Origin of the sequence: Pseudobutyrivibrio sp. OR37, from assembly GCF_900113655.1 — a bacterium.
Taxonomy (GTDB): Bacteria; Bacillota; Clostridia; order Lachnospirales; family Lachnospiraceae; genus Pseudobutyrivibrio.
This window is the reverse complement of the sequence record NZ_FOQF01000016.1, coordinates 17456-40899: the sequence shown is the minus strand read 5'-3', so window position 1 is coordinate 40899 and position 23444 is coordinate 17456. Positions and strand designations below refer to the sequence as shown.

General features: G+C 37.1%; 6 protein-coding genes. All 6 read right to left on the bottom strand.

Translation table 11 applies throughout. The features are described 5' to 3' along the window. Positions 1–22: 22 nt before the first annotated feature. The 6 genes from BM097_RS09055 to BM097_RS09030 all read right to left on the bottom strand — a co-directional run bounded on the left by BM097_RS09055 (position 23) and on the right by BM097_RS09030 (position 23365). Positions 23–5149, bottom strand: a complete 5127-nt coding sequence (locus BM097_RS09055; RefSeq protein ID WP_090548314.1) for a leucine-rich repeat protein — start codon at positions 5147–5149, stop codon at positions 23–25. Positions 5150–5414: 265 nt separating this feature from the next. Next, positions 5415–6317, bottom strand: coding sequence for a DUF6033 family protein (locus BM097_RS09050; protein ID WP_090548311.1), 903 nt, complete (start codon positions 6315–6317; stop codon positions 5415–5417). Between the two features lie 197 nt (positions 6318–6514). Further along, positions 6515–11077 (bottom strand): leucine-rich repeat protein, encoded by a 4563-nt coding sequence (locus BM097_RS09045; RefSeq protein WP_090548309.1) that lies wholly within the window; start codon positions 11075–11077, stop codon positions 6515–6517. 22 nt (positions 11078–11099) lie between these two features. Beyond that, a complete protein-coding gene (locus tag BM097_RS09040) occupies positions 11100–15587 on the bottom strand; it encodes a leucine-rich repeat domain-containing protein (protein ID WP_090548306.1) in 4488 nt (1495 codons plus the stop codon). A gap of 113 nt (positions 15588–15700) precedes the next feature. Continuing rightward, positions 15701–20536, bottom strand: coding sequence for a leucine-rich repeat domain-containing protein (locus tag BM097_RS09035; protein WP_090548303.1), 4836 nt, complete (start codon positions 20534–20536; stop codon positions 15701–15703). Positions 20537–20680: 144 nt separating this feature from the next. After that, positions 20681–23365 carry a hypothetical protein gene (locus tag BM097_RS09030; protein WP_090548300.1) on the bottom strand — a complete coding sequence of 895 codons (2685 nt, stop codon included), beginning with the start codon at positions 23363–23365 and terminating at the stop codon, positions 20681–20683. Positions 23366–23444: the final 79 nt, after the last annotated feature.

Sequence of the window (23444 nt, the reverse complement as noted above, 5' to 3'; positions counted from 1 at the left end):
TGCTTTTAAAAGTGTATGTAGTTTAGTTCTTTTCAATTAAACTAAGGGCTTTAGCCAAAATCTTGAAGCCTACAACCTTCTGCTTGCTAGAAATGTTTGTTCCTGTAATGATGATTTTACCAGTACCAGCCTTAACATTTTCTACATTTGCAAGAGTAACATTGTACTCATTTGCATTTAACACCTTGCCGGCAACCGTTACTGTAATATCATTCTTTGAAGGAATAATCTGCTTGCCAGTGTAAGTCTGATCTTTAATTTTAACAGTAGCCTTTGAAAGATCATAGCCTACACGGAATTCTCTTTCGATAGACTTGCCTGCGTATGCACCCTTTCCTTCGATTACAGCGATAATAGCTGTACCTGCAGGAATTGTGTCCTTTGCCTTTACGGCCTCGCCTGCTTCTGCTACATAGGCAGCTGCTTTCTTCTTACCAGTTCTCTTGATTTCTGTTTCGTTTACATACTTGTAAGAAATTGTGTAATCCTTCTTGTTTGCAAGATTCTTGTTTGTATATGTGTTCTTAACAACGATTGATGGATTTACACCATTTGCCTTACCTGTGTAAGTTGCATCTGAAACAGTTACATCTATTACAGACGCATCTGTAATATCGTAACCAGCTACTGGGCTATACTCAAATGTCTTTGTTCCAGTATAGTTGCCCTTACCTGTGATTGTCATAACAACCTTTGCATCAGTGCCGTAAACAATCTTGTTGCTTGGAGCCTGTCCATTTACTGTATAGCTAACTGAATACTCATTGCCCTTAAGCTGAATGCCATCAAAGAATACCTTGAATGCAACTGGCTTGTATACACCCTTCTTTGTAGAAGCTACTGGTGCAACAAAGTTAACCACATATGCATCCTTGATATCTGCTTTTTCTACATCGAATGTAATCTTATAAGATCCCTTGAAGCTGCCCTTACCAGTAAGTGTCTGAGTAGCTGTCATTGTCTTGCTGTTAACGCTAGCCTTACTAATTGTGTATTCTGACTTAAGGACTAAATCGTTACCTGTCTTAGTATTTTTGATTGACTGAAGAGCGTTGTAGCCATTGTTGTATGAAACTTTGTTGCTCTTTTCAATTGTAACAAATGGCTTTTCACCTTCGATTGCGTTCTTAATATCTGTCTTATTAATCTTGAAGTTCTTTGTAAGAACACCGAAGTATTCCTTACCATCCATTGTTACTACAACTTTTGCTGTACCGGCTGCAACATTCTTTTCATAAGATACAGTGTAATATTTTGCATCAATAGCTACTGCCTCTGTCTTCTTTGTAGCCTTAATCTGAAGATTCTTAACCTCTGGAGTGTGAGCTGTTCCATCATAATCAAATACTGATTCAGATAATTCGAATGATGTATTTGAATTTGTAAGCTTTACAGCATCCTTATTTCCTTCGATGTTGAAACGAAGTTCAAGCTTGCCCTTTGTGTTACCCTTACCTGCGATAACCATTGTAGGCGCGATGCTTGCGCCCTTCTTGTTTACTTCGTCAAACTTTGCAATGTTCTTGTTATTCTTGTATGAAACCTTGTAATCCTTGTTTTCTTCAAGAAGCTTCTTGCCAAAGTATACCTGGTAGCCTGAAAGCTTAACATTTGTACCTGTGTAAACTGCGCTTACCTTTGTTTCATCATAGATTGCACCCTGATATACAACCCAGAACTTGCCATCAAATTCTGGCTTATAAAGAGCTGGTGTATCCTCTGCAGAAACTGAATCTACAACTGTTACTGTCCATGTGCTCTTTGGACTATCTGTCCAGTTTTCCTTTGTAGCATATGCTGTGATTGTGTATGTCTTTCCTGCCTCTAATGCGAAGCCATCACTGTATGTGTTCTCACTTGCAGCACCATTTTCAGCCTTAACTGAATAGATGATTGCTGCATCTGCTGTTGCAGAGCTGAAATAGAACTTTGTGATATCTGTCTTTTCATCAGTAGCTAAAACTGTAAGACCGTTTGAATCTAAAAGCACTGGTGCTTCCACAGTATCCACATTGTTCTTGTACTTAGCATAAAGTACCTGATCCTTTGCTTCATCTGTAACCTTTGTATCTGCTGTTACAAGATCGCCATCAGCTGTGAACCAGCCCTTGAAGGTCTTGCCTGTAGCTGTAGGTACTGGAAGCTCTTTATCTGTATTGTCGTTGTACTTTCCGTAAGTACTGTTTCTGTAAACCTCCATTGATGTAATTGCAACTGTTGCATTCACACCTGGGTTAAGTGTTACTGTGTAAATTGGGCCATCCCACTTTGCATAAAGTGTGATATTGCCTGACTGATTTGATACGTCAATTGTTGTTACGCCATTAGCGTATGTACCAATTGGCTTTTTAAAGCCAGCATCTGTGAACCAACCTGCGAACTTGTAGTTTTCGCGTGTTGGGTCGGCGATTTTGATAGAGCCATCCTGCTTTGAATATACTGATGGGCAATATCCATTTAAAACACCTTTATTAAGGTTATAAGTAATTCCGTTCATAGAAACGATTCTATCTGCGGAAATTCCATAGGCTTTGAGGGCTTTTTCAGTAGCTGTACCCTTTTGTACGTAGAAAATAGCTAAATCATCTTTTGCAAATGCATAAGAACCTATATTTGAAACAACGTTTCCTAAAATAATCTTTTTAACGCCTATACTATTGTATAAAAATCCTTGTGGTATAGATTTAATGCCTGAAGGTAATATTATTTCATCTAATGAATTACACTCTGCAAAAGTGTAGCCTTCATCATAATAATTCTGGAGTGTAACGCTTTTTCCTAAGAATGATACTTTCTGCAATGAATCGCAATTATAAAAGGCAGATGGACCAACTTCTTGCACACTTGCAGGGATAATTGCTTCAGTAATTCCACTACCAGAAAAAGATGTCTCTGATATTTTCACCAATTTTGATGAAAAATTAATTTTTTCCAAATCGGTAGTTCCATAAAAAGCAGATTTTCCTATTGTTTGTAACTTATCTCCTTCAAGCTTTACTTCTGATAAGCCTCGCGCCGAATAAAACGCATCAGGAGCTATTTCTATTATATTTCCACCGATAGTAATAGAAGTTCCACTCTTAAACACTGCTCTTGCAAACAACGAAGGTACTACTACTACATCTGCTCCAAATGTCAGCGATTCTATAGGGCAACCTTCAAATGCTTTATTTCTATAGGCATTACCATCCCATGTCGTTCCTACTTCTATTGATTTAGCATTTACTACTACACTCTTAACACCACTATAGGCAAATGCTAATGCTCCCATCTTATTTACTTTTTGTGGAATTGTTACACTTGTAAGACTTGTACAGCCATAGAAAGCTTCTTCTCCAATTTCCTGTAATCCTGCTGGTAATTCTATATTTTCTAGGCTTACACAACTCTCAAATGCCGCTTTATTTATACTTGTTAACTTGTTTCCTTCAAATACTACAGTTGTAAGTCCTTTTGCATTATAAAAAGCATTTGACGCAATCGATGTTATGTTTCCACCTATTGTCACTGTAGTTCCTGCTTTGAATTCTGCTCCTGTGAATAATGAAGGTACTTCAACTACATCAGCACCAAATGTTAATGATTCTATAGGACATCCTGCAAATGCTTTATTTCTATAGGCATTGCCATCCCATGTTTTTTCTACTTCTATTTTTTTAGCATTTACTACTACATTCTTAACACCACTATTGGCAAATGCTAATGCTCCCATCTTATTTACTTTTTGTGGAATTGTTACACTTGTAAGACTTGTACAGCCATAGAAAGCTTCGTCTCCAATTTCCTGTAATCCTGCTGGTAATTCGATATTTTCTAGGCTTACACAACTCTCAAATGCCGCTTTATTTATACTTGTTAACTTGTTTCCTTCAAATACTACAGTTGTAAGTCCTTTTGCATTATAAAAAGCATTTGACGCAATCGATGTTATGTTTCCACCTATTGTCACTGTAGTTCCTGCTTTGAATTCTGCTCCTGTGAATAATGAAGGTACTTCAACTACATCAGCACCAAATGTTAATGATTCTATAGGACATCCTGCAAATGCTTTATTCCTATAAGCATTGCCATCCCATGTTGTTCCTACTTCTATTTTGTTAGCATTTACTACTACATTCTTAACACCACTATTAGCAAACGCTAATGCTCCCATCTTATTTACTTTTTGTGGAATTGTTACAGTTGTAAGGCTTGTACAGCCATAGAAAGCTTCGTCTCCAATTTCCTGTAATCCTGCTGGTAATTCGATATTTTCTAGGCTTACACAATTCTCAAATGCCGCTTTATCTATCCTGGTTAATTTAGTTCCCTCAAATACTACAGTTGTAAGTCCCTTGGCGTTATAAAAAGCATTTGCTGCAATCGATGTTATATTTCCACCTATTGTTACTGTACTTCCTGCTTTAAATTCTGCACCTGTAAATAATGAAGGTACCTCAACTACATCAGGACCAAATGTTAATGACTCTATAGGGCATCCTTCAAATGCTTTATTCCTATAAGCATTGCCATCCCAAGTTGTTCCTAATTCTATTTTTCTCGAATTAACTACTACAGTCTTAACACCACTATAAGCAAACGCTAATGCTCCCATCTTGTTTACGCTCTGTGGAATACTTACACTAGAGAGAGATGTGCATCCATAAAAAGCTTCATCCCCAATCGTCATCAATTTATCCGGAAACACTACTGTTTTAATTGATGTATTATTCTTAAACTGATTTGCTGGAATCTCTTTAACATAGTCATTAAATGTCAAAACACCATCATTATCGATGCTCCAACCATCGCCTTCTTCAAGCATCTCCTGCTCGTCGGCTTCTTCTACTTCTAATTCCTCTTCCACAAGAGCTTCGCCATCTTCCTGAGCTTCGTCAGGATTTGTAGCTTCCTCCTGGGTGTTGCTTGTCTCATTTGACTTGTTATCATCAATTGAATCAGACTTGTTCTGATTATCTGATGATTCTGCATCGTCTGAATCCTGTTGTGAAGGTATTTCAGTATTTTCTTCACGGTTAGATTCTTCTGTTGTCACGATGCTTGCCTCTGAACTTTCGTTTAACTCTGCTGCAAATACATTCATATCAACTGATGTGAATGTAAGAGTCAACGCAAGCGCAAGGCTTAAAAAACGTGTTAACTTGTTCATCTCATCCTCCTAATTGCTAATGTGCATAAGTCTTTAATTACACAAACTTTCATCATTATACATATATAATCTTTTTAAATCAATATATAAATATATAATTTTGCATTTAGCATCTTTTTTATAACGCTAATTGTGTTTCTGCAAAAAGGAAGTCAAATTCAATGCAAAAAAAGTGACCGCATTTCTACGGTCACTGAAAACTTAAAGCTATGGGATGTTGTATCACTACAACTAATGATGAAATGATTATAAACACATAACAGTATTATTCTGTACCATTATTTAGCTTACTTAGAAGTTCTTCGGAAGATGAAGCCTCTATCTCTATTCTTCCTTTTTGTCCACTTCTTGCATAAGAAGCATAATATGATACTGCCCCATCCTGATGGAATTTAGCACCAAATTGTACTGCTAAATAATCTCCTTCGTACTTTTTCTCAACATCTTTCATTTTTGTTATGACATCATCTATCTTTTCAATTAAATCATGTGATACTGGATTTTCGTAGTCAATTAGCTGCTTAACCATATCGGCAGAAAGGAGCACATTAAATTTGGAACTATATCTCCACATATTTTCGCGATATTGGTCTTTTTCGCTAGGTCCATAGAAATTTAGTGTTGTATCATGTGATGAATCAGAAAAAGTACGTTCAATTACTTCCATTGCAGCATAATGACCTGTTACAGGATTTCTAAATTTCCCATCAACCATACATCTTCTTTCAAACCAATCTTTTTTCAAAAAAAACGCCTCAAGATCAGCCTGTTTTGCTTCATCTGTATATTCGGTCCATGAATAACCCACTGGGTATGAACCTTTAGCTACTATACGTTCTAGTTCTCTTACACGCTCATAGGTTTCTGGCTCATCTAACCTAAAAGTCTCCGTTAAATCAATATTTCCCAAAAAATCGTATCGTTTAGTTCTTTTTTCTTCTACAGTTTGTTCTTCAAACATCTCACGTCTAGATGTTACACCAGATTTCTTATACTCATCTGCCTTAACTCTTCGTTTATTTCCATCATCCGAAATTGAAACAATATAATCTTTACAATCACTATTATTATTTTTTTTAAGATTTGTAATTGCCTTAGGATTATCATTATTTTGATTCTTGTCCTTAAAATTCTGATTTATATTTAGATTCAAGGAAACTTTATCCATATTACTCCTCTCTTTCTCACCAACCATCAACTAGATAGTGTAAAATCCACAATTAATATAATGTGTTACAAAATATATATACCAAATATTTTTGAATAAAATATGTAAATAATGTGACGATACATGTGCAAAAGCCAAATAGTTTCTATAGAATAAAACAGCGCCCCTATTTAGGAGCGCTGTCTAAAGCTTAATACTTATTTAACTGTACTTTTAGAAATTTTGAAGGTAACCTTTTTTGTTCCTGTGAACTGATTTCTTCCTTCGACAACCATTGTGGCTGTTCCAGCTGTAATATTCTTTGTAACTGATGTTACAACATAGTTGCTGCTTGGAACTGCCTGCTTGTTGAAAGTAACTTCCATATCCTTTTCTGAAGGAATAACGCCGCTAGCCTTGCGTACAAAGGTCTGATCCTTGACCTTAACATTTAATGCTGATGCGTTATATGCAACACGATACTGATATGTACCAAGGGCTGCATTTGCATATCTGCCTAAGCCCTGCAAGGTGATAGCAAGCTTTGTTCCAGCTGGGATGATATCTGTGGCTTTTACCTCTTCACCTGCTGCACGAACATCATTTGATTTCTTGCCCTTGATTACTGTAGTAACTTCTGTCTGATCAACGTAAGTGTACTTAACAATCTTGAAATCCTTGTTTACTGCAAGGGCTGTGTTTAATCTGAGGTCTTTTACTGCAAGCTTTGTCTTGTAATTGTTTGCTTTGTTTGCATAGATTACGTTAGGTGTCTGAACTGATAAATCAGAAGCTGCCACGTCTGTTTTTGCATAAATCTCGCCGATTGTGTATTCGATAGATTTGCTACCTGTGTAAAGGCTGGTTGGCTTTGCTTCGATTGTCATTTTTACCTTTGTGCCAGCTGGGTATTTCTTGCTACCAACAGCATCTGTGTATGCTGCTGCACCTGGTTCCTTAACCTGATATTTGATTGTGTAATCAGCGTTAGCCTTAAGAATACCCTTGTAGCTGTCTGCCACTGTGAATGTAGCATTCTTATCGACAGTCTTTCCTGTTGGTGCAAGAGGTGCTACGACCTTGCCTGCAAATCCTGTGTGTGAATCTGTCTTTGAAAGATTTGCATAAGCTGCGTTATTTAAAGCGTAGAAATTGCAATTGCTTAAATTTGTCTTGCTTACTGGTACAACCACCTTCGCTGTGCCCTTGTAGTTGCCCTTACCTGTGATTGTGTATTCGCAAGAAATGCTGCCGTCCTTGTTTTTAATGAACTTGGCTGTATGCTTGCTCAAATCGTATTTCAAATCAACTGCTGATGCAACACCATTAACAGAAACAGATGCTTTTGCATAATTTGCATTGTTTGCTGTAGTGTTTGTGATTGAAATCTTAAGTCTCTTATCATCACTTGCCTTCTTTAAGTCGCAAGGTGTGATTGAATAATTCTTTGTAAATGTTCCGTAATACTTAGTACCGTTAAATGTGATTGTAATAGATGCCTTGTTTGTTACTGTGCTGTAATCAAAGCCTGATACTGTGTAGTTTTCCTTTTTAGGAATTACTACTGGAGCAGCCTTGCCCTGCTTGTACTCTACCTTGACTACCTTTGGCTTTTGAATATTGCCATTGTATTCAAATGTTGTTGCGTCTAATACGAAATTAGTGTTTGCAGCTGTAAGCTTGATAGCCTGAGCCTGCTGCTCTTTAATTGTAAATGTTCGCTCAAGCTTGCCCGCATAGCTTCCCTTTAGTGTGATTATCACTGTAGGAGCAATGCTTACATTCTTTGCATTTACTGCATTGTATGCTGCAGGCTTTGTGTTGTTTTTGTATGTTACAGTGTAATCTGTTGCGTAAAGCTCTGTATCCTTGCAATACACTCTAAGCTTTGTCTCGTCAAGCTTTGTAGCACCGCCAACAAATGGTACTGTAACAACTCTCTTGGCATCATATTTTTTGCCATCATACCATAACCAGATATTGTCCTCTGCTATGCTTTTAACAGATGCATCTGTGTAATAATCATCAAATACATAGATATTTCTCTTAAGTTCAGTAGATGTCTTGCCGCCCTTTGTAGCTGTAGCTACAAGAGTGTAATTACCTGGCTCTGTAAGAGTAATCATTCCCTTATAAGCGCCACTTGCAATTGTCTTATCTGCAAGCTGCTTTGTAGTACTGTTATAAGTCATCTTAACAGTTGCATTGATTGTTGCACCTTCTGTTGCACAATTCAGGAATAACTTATCTCCTGGATATGCATATAATGTAGCTCCATCAAGTTCTTTTCCCTCATCGCCCCAGATGCCTGCTACTGGTGTATCCACGTATGTAACTGCATTGCTCTTTTTGTAATGAGCGATATATGTATCGTCCTTAGCTACCTTTTCTGTTTCAGCTACCTGAACACCATCTGCTGTGTACCATCCCACAAATGTATATCCGCCGTTAGCTGTTACCTCTGGAAGCTTGCCAAGCTCATTTCCCTTGGCTACTGTTCTCTTAGCCTGATTTGCATTTTTTAGCTTACCGCCTTTAGCAGCATCGAAGCTGATTGTGTAAAGAGGACCTTCCCACTTAGCAAAAAGTGTAAGAGTTCCTGTAAGCTTTGAAACATCGATTGTTGTTACGCCATTTGCACGGGTACCTGCTGAATTCTTAAAAGCTGCATCTGTGTACCAGCCTAGGAATCTGTATGATTCGCGCTTTGGATCTGTAACCTTGATGGTGCCATCGCTGTTAGTAAAGCCAGTTGGATTGTTTCCAGTAGCTACGCCACCGTTTAACTGATACTTAATGCTCTTTGATACAACGATTCTTGATGGGTCAAGCTTCTGGGCAAGCAAGCTCTTTTCTGTGGCTGAGCCTGTACCTGTTACATAGAAGGTTGCCATTGGGCAGTCATAAAATGCCTGATATCCCATTCTAGAAATATTTGGACCTAAAAATACTTTTTCTAAGCTCTTACATCTGTAGAAACCTTCAAACTCAATTGATTTAACTGAATTTGGTAAGTTGATAGTTTCTATAGAGCTTTCTGAAAAGGCGTACATGTCGATTTTAGTAACCTTGTCGCCCTTAAATACTACAGTTTTGAGTCCTGTTGCATAATTAAATGCTTTAAGTCCTACTGTAGTTACGGAAGCTGGAACCTCCAATACATAGCCTGTCATAAATCCAGCGCGGCAGAAAAGACCTGGTAGTTCAACCATTCCTTCTGGTAATGAAACCTTTGAAAGAATTCTGCCCTTGAAAATATCATCCTCACATTTCATGGATTTACTGAGGACTGTAAGCTTTGTATCGATGCCAGAACCCATTAAATTAAAGGCTCCGTACCCAATGTTACGTACCTGTTCTGGAATAGTAATATCTGTCAGATTAACACAGCCGTGGAAAGCCTCAAATCCAATTTCTGTAAGTGAATTTGGGAAGGTAATTTGTGAGATAGAGCTATTATCAAATGCATACATTCCAATTTTTGATAGCTTGTTTCCCTTGAAATTAACTGTCTTTAATCCTTTTGTTTGTCTAAAGGCACTATCAGCTATTGTTGTAGCTGATTCTGGAATATCTACTACATAACCAGTAGTAAATGTGGCGCTTTCAAATAATCTTGGAATTTCTGCCATGCCCTCTGGCAAACTTACTGATGTTAATACTCTTCCTTTAAAAATAATATCTGCACCAGTAATGTTTTTACTATTAACAACCAACTTTGTTGCTGGGCTTGCTCCATTTACTGCAAAAGCACCATAACCAATAGTCCTTACCTTTTCTGGAATTGTGATTGAAGTTAAATTCTTGCAATTATAGAATGCTTCAAATTTGATTTCTGTCACTGATTCTGGTAAATCAAGAGCTGATATTGAACTATCAGAAAAACTAAACTGTCCAATTGTAGTAAGCTTATCTCCAAATATTACCTTGCTTAATCCCTTTGTTTTAACGAAAGCACTATCAGAAATAGATGTAACAGTTGATGGTAATTTTAACTGATATCCACTCTTGAAGGTTGCTCCGTTAAAAAGTTTTGGTAATGTAGACATGCCTTCTGGCAAGCTTACAGATGTAAGGGTTCTTCCATGAAATAGCTCGTCTTGTACTTCCATAGACTTACTATTAACAACTACGGTTGTAGCTGTATTACTACCCAGCATCATTGCGAATGCATCAAATCCTATTTCTCTTACAGATGAAGGTATTGTGATGCTTGTTATACCTTTACAATTGTAAAAGGCGCGATATCCAATGGTAGTAAGTGAATTTGGTAAACTGATTGATGTAATAGCTGTCTTTCCTTCAAAGGCCATTGGCTTGATTGCTGTAATTCCTTCTGGGATAACTACAGCTCCACCTTTTCCTGTATAGCCTGTTACAGTAGTGCCTTCGATTGTCAAATCTTTAGCTGTAATTTCAAGCAGATCCTCTTCTTCAGCTTCCTCTAGCTCAAGTTCTTCTGAATCTTCTTCTGAAGCTTCTTCTGTCTGTTCCTCTTCCTCTGATTCTCCTGCCTTTGGAACATCCTCATCTTCGATTGTTTCATTTTCATTAGAAGGCTGCTCCTCAGAAGGCTCCTCTGATGTTTGTTCTCCTGTTGTCTCTTCTTGTGTTGTCTCTTCTTCTGGTGACGTTGTTTCTTCCTCAGAAGAAGCATCATCTGCTACGATGATTTCCTGTGCGCTCGAATTTAGCTCAGCAGCATATACATTCACATCTAATGATGTAAATGTAATTGCTGCTGCAAGCGCAAGGCTTAAAAACCTTGTTGCCTTTTTCATTAAAAATCTCCCTTTTTATTATTTATTGAACAACCTTTTTAGGAGTAATCCTATAGGTTGCAACAATCCTTCCAGCGTAGCCTTTACTAGACTTTCCCTGAATTACCACTGTTACTACTCCAACTTTTTTGGTGCTGGTATACGATAAAATGCTATAGCAATCTTTTGGAATTATCTCGCCATTTTTAATTACTGTTACATCTTCAAGAGATGGGCTGTTATTAACCTTTACGTCAAATTCCTTATCAGCAATTGTTGCCTTTCCACCTTCAATAGTGTTATTAACAACCGTAAACTCACATAGAGACTGACCTGATTTGTAGTTACCAATATAGTTTATTGTCGCATAAAGCTTTGTTCCGGCTTTTACCACTTCATTCTTTCCAACTACCTTTGTAGCATTTGGATCCTTATATATGGTTTTTCCAATTGTGTAATCAACCCCTGGTTTAAGCAAATGACTTCCATTTAGTAGATTTAAATCAGTAGGAATATTTACACCATTCTTTTTCTCCAGTACAGCAGCCCATCCTGACTGTATATTATTTGTTTCATATTTGTTAATTGTATAAGTAAAGGTTTTAGAACCTGTCCAGCCATTATATCCTTTTACTGTAACCTTTCCCTTACCTGGTTTACTGTTATTTGAATAAGTAACGTAGTAATCCTCATTTTTTTTCAATTTTTTGTAGGTGGTCGCTCCAGTGGTTGGATTGGTTGTGTAATATCTCATTTCAAAGGAAGGGATGTTAAATAGTATATTATTTGCGCAGCTTACTCCCTTATCTGCAAATATAATCACTAGACCATTTTTAGTATTAATCTCTGACTCATTCTTTACTATTTTTGCTGCTGCAAGATTTACTTTACTTGGCAATGCCTTAACAGTCTTTTGGCCATAATATAAGCCTTCACCTCTTATTAATACTTCTACATCAATATTAGGAGATTGAAGACTACTGCTATTTCTAATTTGATAAGTATAATCAACATACGGTTTAAGCTTTTTACCATTAGAGGTTACATCAAAAGTAATGTCACCAGGCTTGCTATTAATAATTGTAAATGGTGAAATTGTCACATTACATTTTGAAATATCTTTATACTTTTTTGTTTTGAACTCTACTGTTTTGGTACCTATATAATAGTATGGCTGTGTAGTACCTCCTGCTGCCTTAAGGTTAAATGTTATTCCTTCTGGTCCACAATGCATTCCTGTAATATTGTAGTCATACCAATATTTAAGAAGCTTTTTATCATCTTTTTTCATTGCAGCAGATTTATCAGTATATACCTTTAGGATTTTTTGTATCTCATCAAAACCTTTCTCTCCAGAGAAAGAATTCATTAAATCCCCTGGATCCAATTCTGTGTCCAACACTACATAGGTTGAAGAAAGCTTTTTACCCTTTATTGGGATTTTTTTAACACACTCACCTACACATCTACCTGTAGATAAGCCTCTAAAAGTAATGGTGGTATATCCTTTTGCAAAATCTGAATATACATCATAGGTCCAGTCCTTTCCATATTGCAAAGGCTTACCCTGATATCTTACATAATCTTCCCCATCTTGAGTTAGCTTCTCTTCGTAATTATCTGAACTCTTTAGCTTTGGAATAGTAATTTGGCACTTGTTTATATCTATCTTGTTTTCAATTTTAACTAAACACTGTACTCTTCCAACGTAATTGCCTTTTCCAATTACCTCGATTTTATATGTTCCTACCGCTTTGAAAGCATCTTTGTTGTAGTTTTCAGCATCATTTTTATCTGTGCCAATGTATTTGATTGTAAAATCCTTATTCTCTACCAGCTTCCTTTTGGCGTTGCTTCTAACTGTAAGCTTTGGCTTTTGAACCTTGCCAGTATAAGCTAATTCGATAGTCTCTAAGTCTTTATCCTTATATTCAACGTTGTAATTCTTTCCAGCAATATTCTCTGGAAGAATATCAAATTCATAGGTCTTACTACCAGAATAACTGCCTTTAAACTGTAATGTGATTTTTCCCTTACCAGCATTGATATTGTTGGAATATTTAGCAGTATAATCAACGCCTTCAGTTAAGCTAACTGTATTATTAAATACTTTTAAATCAACATTTGTAATTGGCTTACCTGTGTAATTTACCTGTTTGGTATAGTATGCCCATACACCCTTTGGAATATCTTCAACACTCTGAAATCCCATCGCATCCATTATGTAATCATTTACTGGACCAGGAATTCGTAACGAAACATCATTTGGTAACAAAGCGTATAAAGAAATTGGCTTTCTAACTGTAAATTTAGAATCTACCTTGGAAGTTAAATCGCTGGTAAAGGACCAACCTCTTACGTACTGGGTTTGACCGTTTATTTCTACAGAATTTGGTAAATCAAATCCAACAGCACAGGCTCTATTCTTTCTGAAGTAAACTACATCCTGCTTGTTACTTGATTTGTTCATATCGTTAAAATAATTTAAAGTGATTGGCACCAGCTTTGTTTTGAATACTATGCTCACATTCTGATAAACAGATGGAAAATCACCGTAATGGTAGTTATCCCATGCATCATCTTCTGAATAGATTACTGCGTTTATCTGGGTAAAAACCTGGTTTCCAAAGTTTGGCACCTTGCCATAGAAATTAACTGTTACAGGAAATTTTTCGCCATGGAATGCATGTGAACCAACAAACTCCACATTCTTTCCTAATGTAATGTTGTCCAGATTGTTATCTGAGCTGAAGGCATAGGACATAATATTCTTGACCCCATCACCTACATTTACACTACTAATACCCAGCTTTGCGAAAGCGTAACCACTTACTTCTACTAAGGATTCAGGTAATGTAAGTGTGCCGCTAATATTCCTAGCATTATAAAAGGCTTTTTCTCCAACGTAGGTAAGCCCATTTGGCAGTGTTAATTGACCATTTATAAATGTAGCATTTTCAAATGTGTGATCCTCGATTCTCTTAAGGTCATTTGAAAATCTGACTGACAGCTTTGCCACATCATTGCCTGTTGTTATCCAGCAATTGTAAAAAGCTTTTTTCCCGATTACTGCTGCATTTGACAAATCAAGTACTGTAGCGCCATTTGTTATAAAGGTGGCATTCTCAAATGAACCTTCACCTATCTGTGTGAAATATTTGGCATTGCTTAACTGGAAGCTTTCGTCTGGTTTATTGTTACTTCCGCATGTGGCATTTAAGAATGCATAATCACCAATCTGATTAATAGTGCTTGGCATAGACATCCTGGCTATAGTCATATCAGCAAAAGCATAATTACCTATTCTTGTTACACCTGAATCAATGACCAGTGATTCAATATTCATGCCATACCAAGGAGCTTTATCTGTCATGCTGTAATCAGCCATAGCACCAGTACCACTAATTCTTAAAGTCTTGGTCTTTTCATCATAGCTCCAGCTAAGGTCACCTGTCTTTGCACTATTTACAATTGATGCACCTGTGTACCAGGTAACAGACTCAAACTGCTTTGACGCTGCATTCATCTTGCTTTGTGTGTATGTTTTATTATCTACAGGATAATAAGCTAGTGCATTTACACCGGCAAATGCGTTAGCTCCAATAGATGGCATATTGCCCTTAAAAACAATCTTTTTTAGATTTGTACAATTATAAAATGCGTTTGCTGCTATGGAGGTTAAAGAAGCTGGAAATTCAATACTGTTCAATCCGGCTAATTTAAAACAACTGTCTGGAATGCTTTTCAGCTTACTTGCTTCATCAATAGCGACTGTTGAATCAATATGGCAACCAGCAAATGCGTACTTACCTATTGTTACTACTGAAGCTGGAATATATAAATCGTTTTGAAAATCGTTAAACATGAAAGCATAATCACCAATTTTTGTAAGTGATTTTGGGAGCTTTATGGATTTTATAGAATTTGGAAATAGGAAATTATATTTTCCAATTGATGTAATTCCCTCTTCAATTACTATGTTAACGTCTTTATTATATATAGCATTTACATAACCTGGGAGTATCGCGCTTCCAGGTGTAATGTCTGGCATTGCACCCTTACCTGTAATAGTAAGAGTTTTTGTATTTGGATCATACTTATAGTTAATTGTTGATGAAACTACACCTTGAGAATTGATATCAACTGCTTTACCAGCTACTGCAAGAAGCTTTTGCTCAGCTTCAATTTCTTCAGATAGAAGTTCCTGCTCTTCAGTAGTATGCTCTCTTGCAAAAGCTTCTTCCTCATCAGCGACTTCATTTATTTCTTTTTTTACTTCTTCTTTTACTTCTTCCGCAGATTCTTCTATAATTTCTTCTTTATCTTCTTTAGCAGGTTCTGTTTCTTCATTTTCCTCTGCTATAATTTGTTCCTCTGCTGATTCTTCTGATAATTCTTCTGATGATTCATCCGAAACATTATTTTCCTGTGCACTCTCATAAAATTCAGCAGCATATACATCCGCCTCAAAAGAGGTGAATGTAATTGCTGCTGCAAGTGCAAGGCTTAAAAACCTTGTTGCCTTTTTCATTATAATTTCTGCCTACCTTCTAGTTAATATTCTTCATTGTCTGTAACCTCAGCAGCATAGACTGTGGCCACAGCTGAATAAATGGCAGTCCGAAGACTGCCATTGTAATCATATTATTTTACAAGTACTTTTACTGTGAATTCTGTGCCGATTGAACCTTCGAGCTGTCCTTCACAAACGATATTGTAAGTAAGTGTATATGTTGTGTTTTTCTTTAGTAGTGCAGCATTCTTAATCTGGATAGTAAGAGCATTAGTAGTCTCATCATATACAGGATTTGCAAATGCTTTCTGAAGTGTCTTGTTAGTCTTTGTAGACCAAGCGACGTTTGAAATCTTTGCTGTGCTGCCTTCCTTTGGAGTAACAATAATCTTTGCTGTCTTAGCCTTGTTACCAATGTAAACTGTAGCCTTTGTAGAGCTCTGTGTTACCTTTGGCATTGTCTGGATAGGCTTTGTACTAAGCTCGACTGCGTCAGTCTTGATTGGATTAGTACCACCGTTACCAAATACGTAAACACCCTTGTAGATGTAGTTTTGGTTCTTAATCTTTCCGAAGTACTTACTGTTTGCTTTAAGCTTGCACTTGTTACCTTCATTTCCATCAAGCATGAAGTGGAAGGTATTTGTATCGTTATTCCATCTTTGTGTTGCCTTATTGTTGATTTCGCTAGTAAGCATGAACTTAGAAGCATCAATCTGGCCGTTATAATTCTTTAATGCAAGTGTATATGTAACTGCATCTGTTGGTGCCTGCAACACGTTAATCTTTTTGTTATCAGACTTGATTGTTAATACTGGCTTAGCATTTGTAGCCTTTACTGTAAGAGTGATATCTGGTGCAGCAACACCATCTACTGTGATACCTGAAAGCTTGAACTTTTCAGTGTTTGCAAGTCTCTTGTTTAGGTAAACATAAAGGTTGCCATCTACAAATGAAAGGCTTACAGGTGCAGCACTTACAGATGAATAATCATAATGATTCTTCTTGTTAGTGCTTGTTACATTAGTAATCTTGTAGCTGCCGTTATTAACTGTGTTGTTAGCGCCTGCCCACGAATTCTTTACTGTGTATGGAATCTTTGCAATTTCCTCAAGATTTCCATTTGAATCCTTTACTCCAACAAGTGTGTTGTTAAGAGTAGTTGTTGTAGCCTTAAGCGAGATTACTGGCTTAGTCTCATAAATCTTTACCTTTACAGTAGCAAATGCTGAGTAAGGTAATATATTTGAACCTGTGTAAGGAACTTCATAAGCACTCTTGAATGTGTATGTTCCATACTTTGGTAGATTCTTAGGATCTACTGTTGCTGTAATCTTGCCAGCTGCGTAAGCAACTTTAATCTTTTCTGCTTCGTCTCTAGCCTTGCCAGCATTTGTGGTATTGAATCCATCAAATGTTGCCTTAGAGCTATCCATGAAATCGCTCTTAACATTGAAGGTTACATAGTTGCTAGTAGAATTTGCAAGGTTAAGATTAATCTGGCTGTTATCGCTAATTACAATGCTTGGCTTTGCACTGCTTACATTGATTGTAAGAGTAAGCGAAACAGGTGATGTCCAATATTTATTTTCTACAAGCATGCAAGCCTTTGCTGTAGTAGAAGGTGCCTCATCTGCAAGCTTTACTACAAGCTTATCATTTGCCTTATCAAAGGCTGGCTCTAATTCATTGTAGTTGAAGTAGTAGCTTGAATTACCTGTGTATTCAATACCTGTAAAGCTATCATCAATATCAACTACTTCCTTCTTGTTGTTTTTCTTTTCAAGAAGGGCAATCTCGTAAGTCTGTCCCTTAGCGTATTTATGTGTTGTAACCGATGTCTTTTCAAGTGAAAGGCTTGGTGCTGTGCGTCCTGTAGGTACAGTAATCTTTAATTTGCATGCATCGTAACCGTTGTACTTGAACTTGAGATAACCAGTTGTAATAACCTTGTTCTGTGTGTTTGTCTCAAGAGTTCTCTGCTTCTGAACAATCTTTAAGGTTGTGAAATCCTTGTCATCAGTAGTGAGAACCTTAAAGTTCTTTGAGAAGTTTTCTTCTGTATCTGTTTCTGCTGACTCAAGAACTGGCTTGTAGCTATTGTCGAAGGCATAACCTGTTGGGCTCTTGAGCTTAATTACTACTTCGCCCTGCTCTGGAGCATCGTTAGTGTAGAAGGTGTTAATCTTACCTGTAATCTTGCTGATTGAAGGTGCTGGCTTTTTATTGGCTATTGTAATCTTAGGGAAAGCTACATAGTAGTAATCACCATCTACACTCAGCTTTAAGTAAAGATTTGTGTATGATGCATTGTTGTTGTAATAGCTTGTGCCCTCTGCAACAGCAATTAACATCTTTTGAACGTTATCCTTTAAATCGCCATATTTTTCAACAACGAAGTACTCAGATAAGTCATCCCACTTAGTTCCGTTCTTCTTAACAACTGTGATGTGATCCTTTGCAATCACACCGCCGTATGCCTGGATAAGTGAGAACTCGATTCCCTTTGCAATGCTGCCAACGCTATCAATTTCTGTAGCAGGAGCGTTGATTGTGATTGTCTCGTCTGCAACATAAGGTGTCTTATCAACGACTCTTACTATAAATGAAATGCTCTTGTTGGCATCAACTGTTGAAGTAGCTGTGATTGTAGTCTCACCAACACCACAAATCATAATTGTGTTTTCATTACAATCTGTTGTTGCTGATTTAACCTTGGCAATGGCTGTGTCACCACTCTGCCATTTGAAGCTTGATTCGATTGAATTGTCAAGCTCATCAACCGCATCAACCTTAACCTCAAAGTCTCTTGTTAATTTGTTTGATGCGCCTGCCTCTACCCAAGCCTTTGAAGTCTGGATGTATGACATGCCTGCATCTGTATCAATTCCACTTTCAAACTTGTAAGGACGATTTGGGAACTCAACTCCCCTTACGTCTTTGAACTTTGTCTCGCCGTTAACCTTAACCTTGAGCTTTAACTGAATGTTTGAATTAGCCTTTAATGTAGCTGTTACATAAACTGTCTTGTTTGCAGATGTCTTCTTGAGAAGCTTTATCTTACCATTTGCATCCACTGTTACAACTGATTTATCACTTGTAGCAAAGTTCCACAGCCATGGGTTTGAGTAAACTGTTCCGTAGCCATTATTAGTCTTTGCTCTGATAAGCAGCTGTTCAATCTGATTTGCAGTATCGTAGGTTACTGAAAATTCTTTTCCATCACGAACAACTTTATTAGCATCTTTTGAATCTTCAAATGTGAAGGTTACATCATTAGGCAATTTTGCGAATGCTGCGTTTACAACGATTTCATTATTTTTGATATCTGCTGAAGATACTACAAATGATTTTGAAGAATCAACAAAACGCTTTGTATAATCAACGCCCTTTGGTAAAGGACCATGTGTCATAGAAATAAGGTAGTAGCCTGTTGCTGGGGTATCCTTAACTGTTACCTTGGTTCCAACACTTACGTTTACACCAGGTGTGGTGCTTAAGGAATTTCCTAAAGCTGCGCCATTAGTTACAACCTTCATTCCTGTGAACTTTGATTTGTAGACAATTCCGTCTGCCTTATGTGTTCCTGCCCATTCCTCACCAGTTCCGCTGTAAGAATAGATTTCAAGTCCCTGATAAATAGGGAATGAATCAGCTGTAAGCTTAACTGATGTAAGACCAGATTCGGTATCCTTCTGATTGATTTCGATAGTCTTAAGTGAAGTACAATTATCGAAAGCAAAATCCTTTACTGTTGTAACTGAATTTTCAAGGATAACCTTTTTAAGTCTGTCACAATTTTTGAAAGCGTATGGCTCAATTACTTCTACGCCCTTGCCTGCTTCAGTTGAACCGATTGTAATCTGCTCGAGGTATTTACAATCTTCAAATACTCCGGCAGGTACTGATTTATAAGATGCAGGAAGCTTGATTCCAAGGATGTGGCTATCAGCAAAACATCTGGCATCCAAGCCTGTGCTTGTAAGTGATGTATTAGATAAATCGACAATTCCGATGTATTCACACTTTGCAAATGCATTTGATTTAATCTTTGTTAATGTTGATGGGAATTTAACATTTCTTTCATCATCATCAATTGCTGTGCCAGAAAATGCATACTCTCCAATTGTTGCAACCTTTGAGCTGCCAAAGCCTTCAAGCTTTACTAAATTTGTACAACCGTTGAATGCATAGTCAGAGATTGTAGTAACAGAAGAACCAATGTTGATTCCCTGAAGTGCTGTACATCCTGAAAATGCATTTTTTCCAATTACTGTAACTGTATCTGGAATGTTAAAGTACACACTGCTTCCTGACCACTTTAAACTAGCACAGCCAGAAAACATATCCTCTGAAATAACTGTTGCAGCTGAAGTGCTATCTTCAAATGCAAAAGTTGTTAAGCTTCGGCAATCCTTGAATGCCCCAACGCCAAACTCAGAAACTGTCTTTGGAACAGTGATTTCCATAATGCTTGAGCCAGCGAAAACATCTGCACCAATTTTTGTGATTTTAGCATTTGTTTTTGCAAACAAATCTAAAGTAATTTTCTTAGGTAGTTTGTTCTTGTCTACACCACTCTTAAGTGTAAGCACACCATCTGTTACTTCAAAATATTCTGACTCATTTTCTTTTTCTGTTGCTGGCTCTTCTGCTGGAGTTTCAGGAGCTTCCTCTCCCTCTCCAACAAGAGCTTCTTCCTCAGGTTCTTCTACTACCACCTGATTTTCTTCTGTATCTGCTTCATTATTAAAGTCTTCTTTATTTGTCTCTTCTGCTGGAGTCTCATTTTCAGTATTTGTTTCTTCTGACTGAACTTCTTCTGCTGCTGGAGTGTCCACGTCAGAAAATGATTCGTCCACGGCTACTTCTGCTTGCGCTTCGCTAGCATAAACAGGCACGGGAGCGAGATTCAGCATCATGCAAGCACTAAGCAGCAATGACAACATACGAACTCTTTTCTTCATAGCATTTTCCCTTTCATAAAACTAATAGAACTAAATACTGTTCTACATAAATTAATACACAATATATTGTATCACTGCCATGATTTCAATACAACATCAGTGGTATATAATTCACATTTAATTTACATAAGATTATGCCAAATATTATCTAGAAATATTTTTTGCCACAATCTTGTATTTGACTGTGAGTGTACCTGCGAAGCCCTTTTCACCTTTTCCTTCGATAACTACTGTTGCATCCCCGAGTTTATTATTATTTTTATAAGTGCACTCTTTTATAACAAATGCGTCACTTGGCACTGCCTCCCCATTGTAGGTAAGCTTGATATCTGCATTTGTAAGCTTTGTCATACCGGCTTTTTTATTTGGGTCTAAAACAACCGTTTTGCTGATAGGTGCCTGCTTTGCCTTGGCGATGTTATTGCTCTCAACAGTGACTACCTGTGTGAAAGAGCCAGTGTAGTTACCCTTTCCATTGATGGTAACTGCAATCTTTGTGCCAGGCTTTACTATATCCTTTGCTCCGATAGGTGTACCATCAGCATATTTGTAGATTACTTTGCTGTAGTCTGTGCCAGCCACAAGCTTTCTTCCGTTGTGGTACAGATTGATTGTAGGTGCATTAAGACCAGCTGTGCTTTTGGCTACAATATTTGAAATCCCCTTATCAACTCCATTTTTGCTTATGTCATAAGGCTCAATTTTGTATTTGTAAACTACCTTGCCTGTAAAAATGCCAATACCTGTAATGGTAACCTGACCTGTGCCTACTTTATTTACATTCTGCCAGGTTATCTTACAATCTTTTGTTCTATTTAAATACACACCTGTGTTGCTTTCTCTATTCAAATAGCTGACTTCTGCTATCCCCTGCTTACATCCTGTAGGGTTGTACTTATAGTCACAACTAGCAAGTCTAACTCTTACTTGAGAATTAAAAGGTGTTTTATCATTAGCTGCTTTGATCTCGGTATCTTTGCTTGAAAGATTCATTTTAGGTAAGGTAATTGTCAACTCTTTTTTACCTTTAAAACGTCCTGGTCTACCTGTAATACGTACTTTGTATTTACTATTTGATAAATCTTCTATTGAATAATAATAATCATAATCTTTTTTGACTTGTGTAACATTTTTAGTTTCTAAGCCTTTAAGCTCTTCACCTTTGTAAGTAACTTTTAATACCTTAGAGATATTAGGGTATCCACCGACATATACAAGACCTGGGGTAGTAACTTTTGTATTTTCAATGCTAGGTAAATTTAGAGAAGTAGAAACCACCTTATCTCCTTGGCATACATAGTTGCCATCACAGATTCCAGTCAATGTCACACTAACTTTTCCTGTATTCCAATCCCTACTTACATTAGAAATTATGTACTCTTCACCTACTTCCAGCCTCTTTGAGCTATCTTTCGAAGCTGCTGCACTTGGGTATACCTGTACATTATTTTCATACCAGGATGTCGATCCCATTCCGCCATTTTCCATTTCATAAGCTAAAATATCATCAGGTTTAGGCATCACTACGTACACATTAGATATAGATCTACACTTAATTGTTACTTTCTTTACCAACGTTCCTGTAAAATCAGAATCAGGGTTAGCAATATATATAAAGTAACCAACATTAGGCTTATCTGTTGGTTTTACTTCCAAAGTAAAATCTATACCTTCTTTTAAAGTACGATTACCATAGGTAACCTTAGCCCATTTTTCAAAAGTACTCGCCGGTATTAACCCTTTTTCCAGTTTTGTGATATCAACTACACTAGGCATATATGATTTACACTTAGTCATTGGAATCTTTTTATTGATTTCAACAGTATACGTCATGGCACCGGTAAAGTTTTTATTTAAGCTACAAACCGAAACCACATAAGTGCCTTCCTTTTTAAAAGCATCTTTGTCATAAAGGCTAGATTTACTATCTGTGTTATCAAAAATCAATTTGTAATCAACATTTTCTTTTAAGGTAATTGCCGTATTATCAGTTAAGTTGTATTTGATAGTAGCTCTTGGCTTTTGAACATTACCATTATATCTAAGGGTAATTAAATTAGTTTTTTGTCCCTTGTACCAAATACTACTATTTTTGTTATTAAGACTTAAAGGCTTAATCTTATAAGTATAATTTACTGTACCCTTATACAAGCCCTTTCCTGTGATAACCGCAGTAGCATCACCTGCATTTACATTATTCTTATAGGTGATAGTGTAATCGGTACCTTTATTCAAATAGTATTTGTTATAGTAGACTCTTACATCATCAGAAAGAACTACTGCCTTGCTTGTATAGCTACGGCTATCCTTTTGTGGGTCGTATACCCAGATGCCAGTTGGAATATCCTTTGCAGATTTGAATCCCATGAACTTGCGAACTGTTTCGCTAACATCGCCGTAATCATCGTCTGCCTCTAAAAGGTCTTCGTCCTCTGGCTCCTCAACCACGAGTTCATCTTCTGTAAGCTCTTCTTCGGCAAGCTCTTCTTCACCAGCTTCCTCTTCTACTGGATTTTGTTCTGTGATTTCTTCGCCTGTGAGCTCGGTGTTTTCGGGCTCATTTACTTCTGTGCCCTCCTCAGATGGATTCTCACCAGCAGCGATTTCTTCTGTTTTTTCCTCGTCTTCTGAAGCCCCTGGCTGCTCCTCTTCTGGAACAACAACTTCAGTTTCCTCTGATTTTTCTGTTTCATCCTCTGAAACTATTTCTGTTTGTTCAAGAAGCACCTCTTCTGCTTCTTCAGCCTGCACCATCTGCATAGGTGCAAAATTAAAGGCTAGTACCAATGCCAACAGGATTGATACTAGCCGTCTAAGTGAATTTTTCATATCATTATCCTCCAAGAATTAATTATGTCCATTTCTTGGAGGAATAGCAATAGATATTTCGTATTTTTTAGGATTCTTT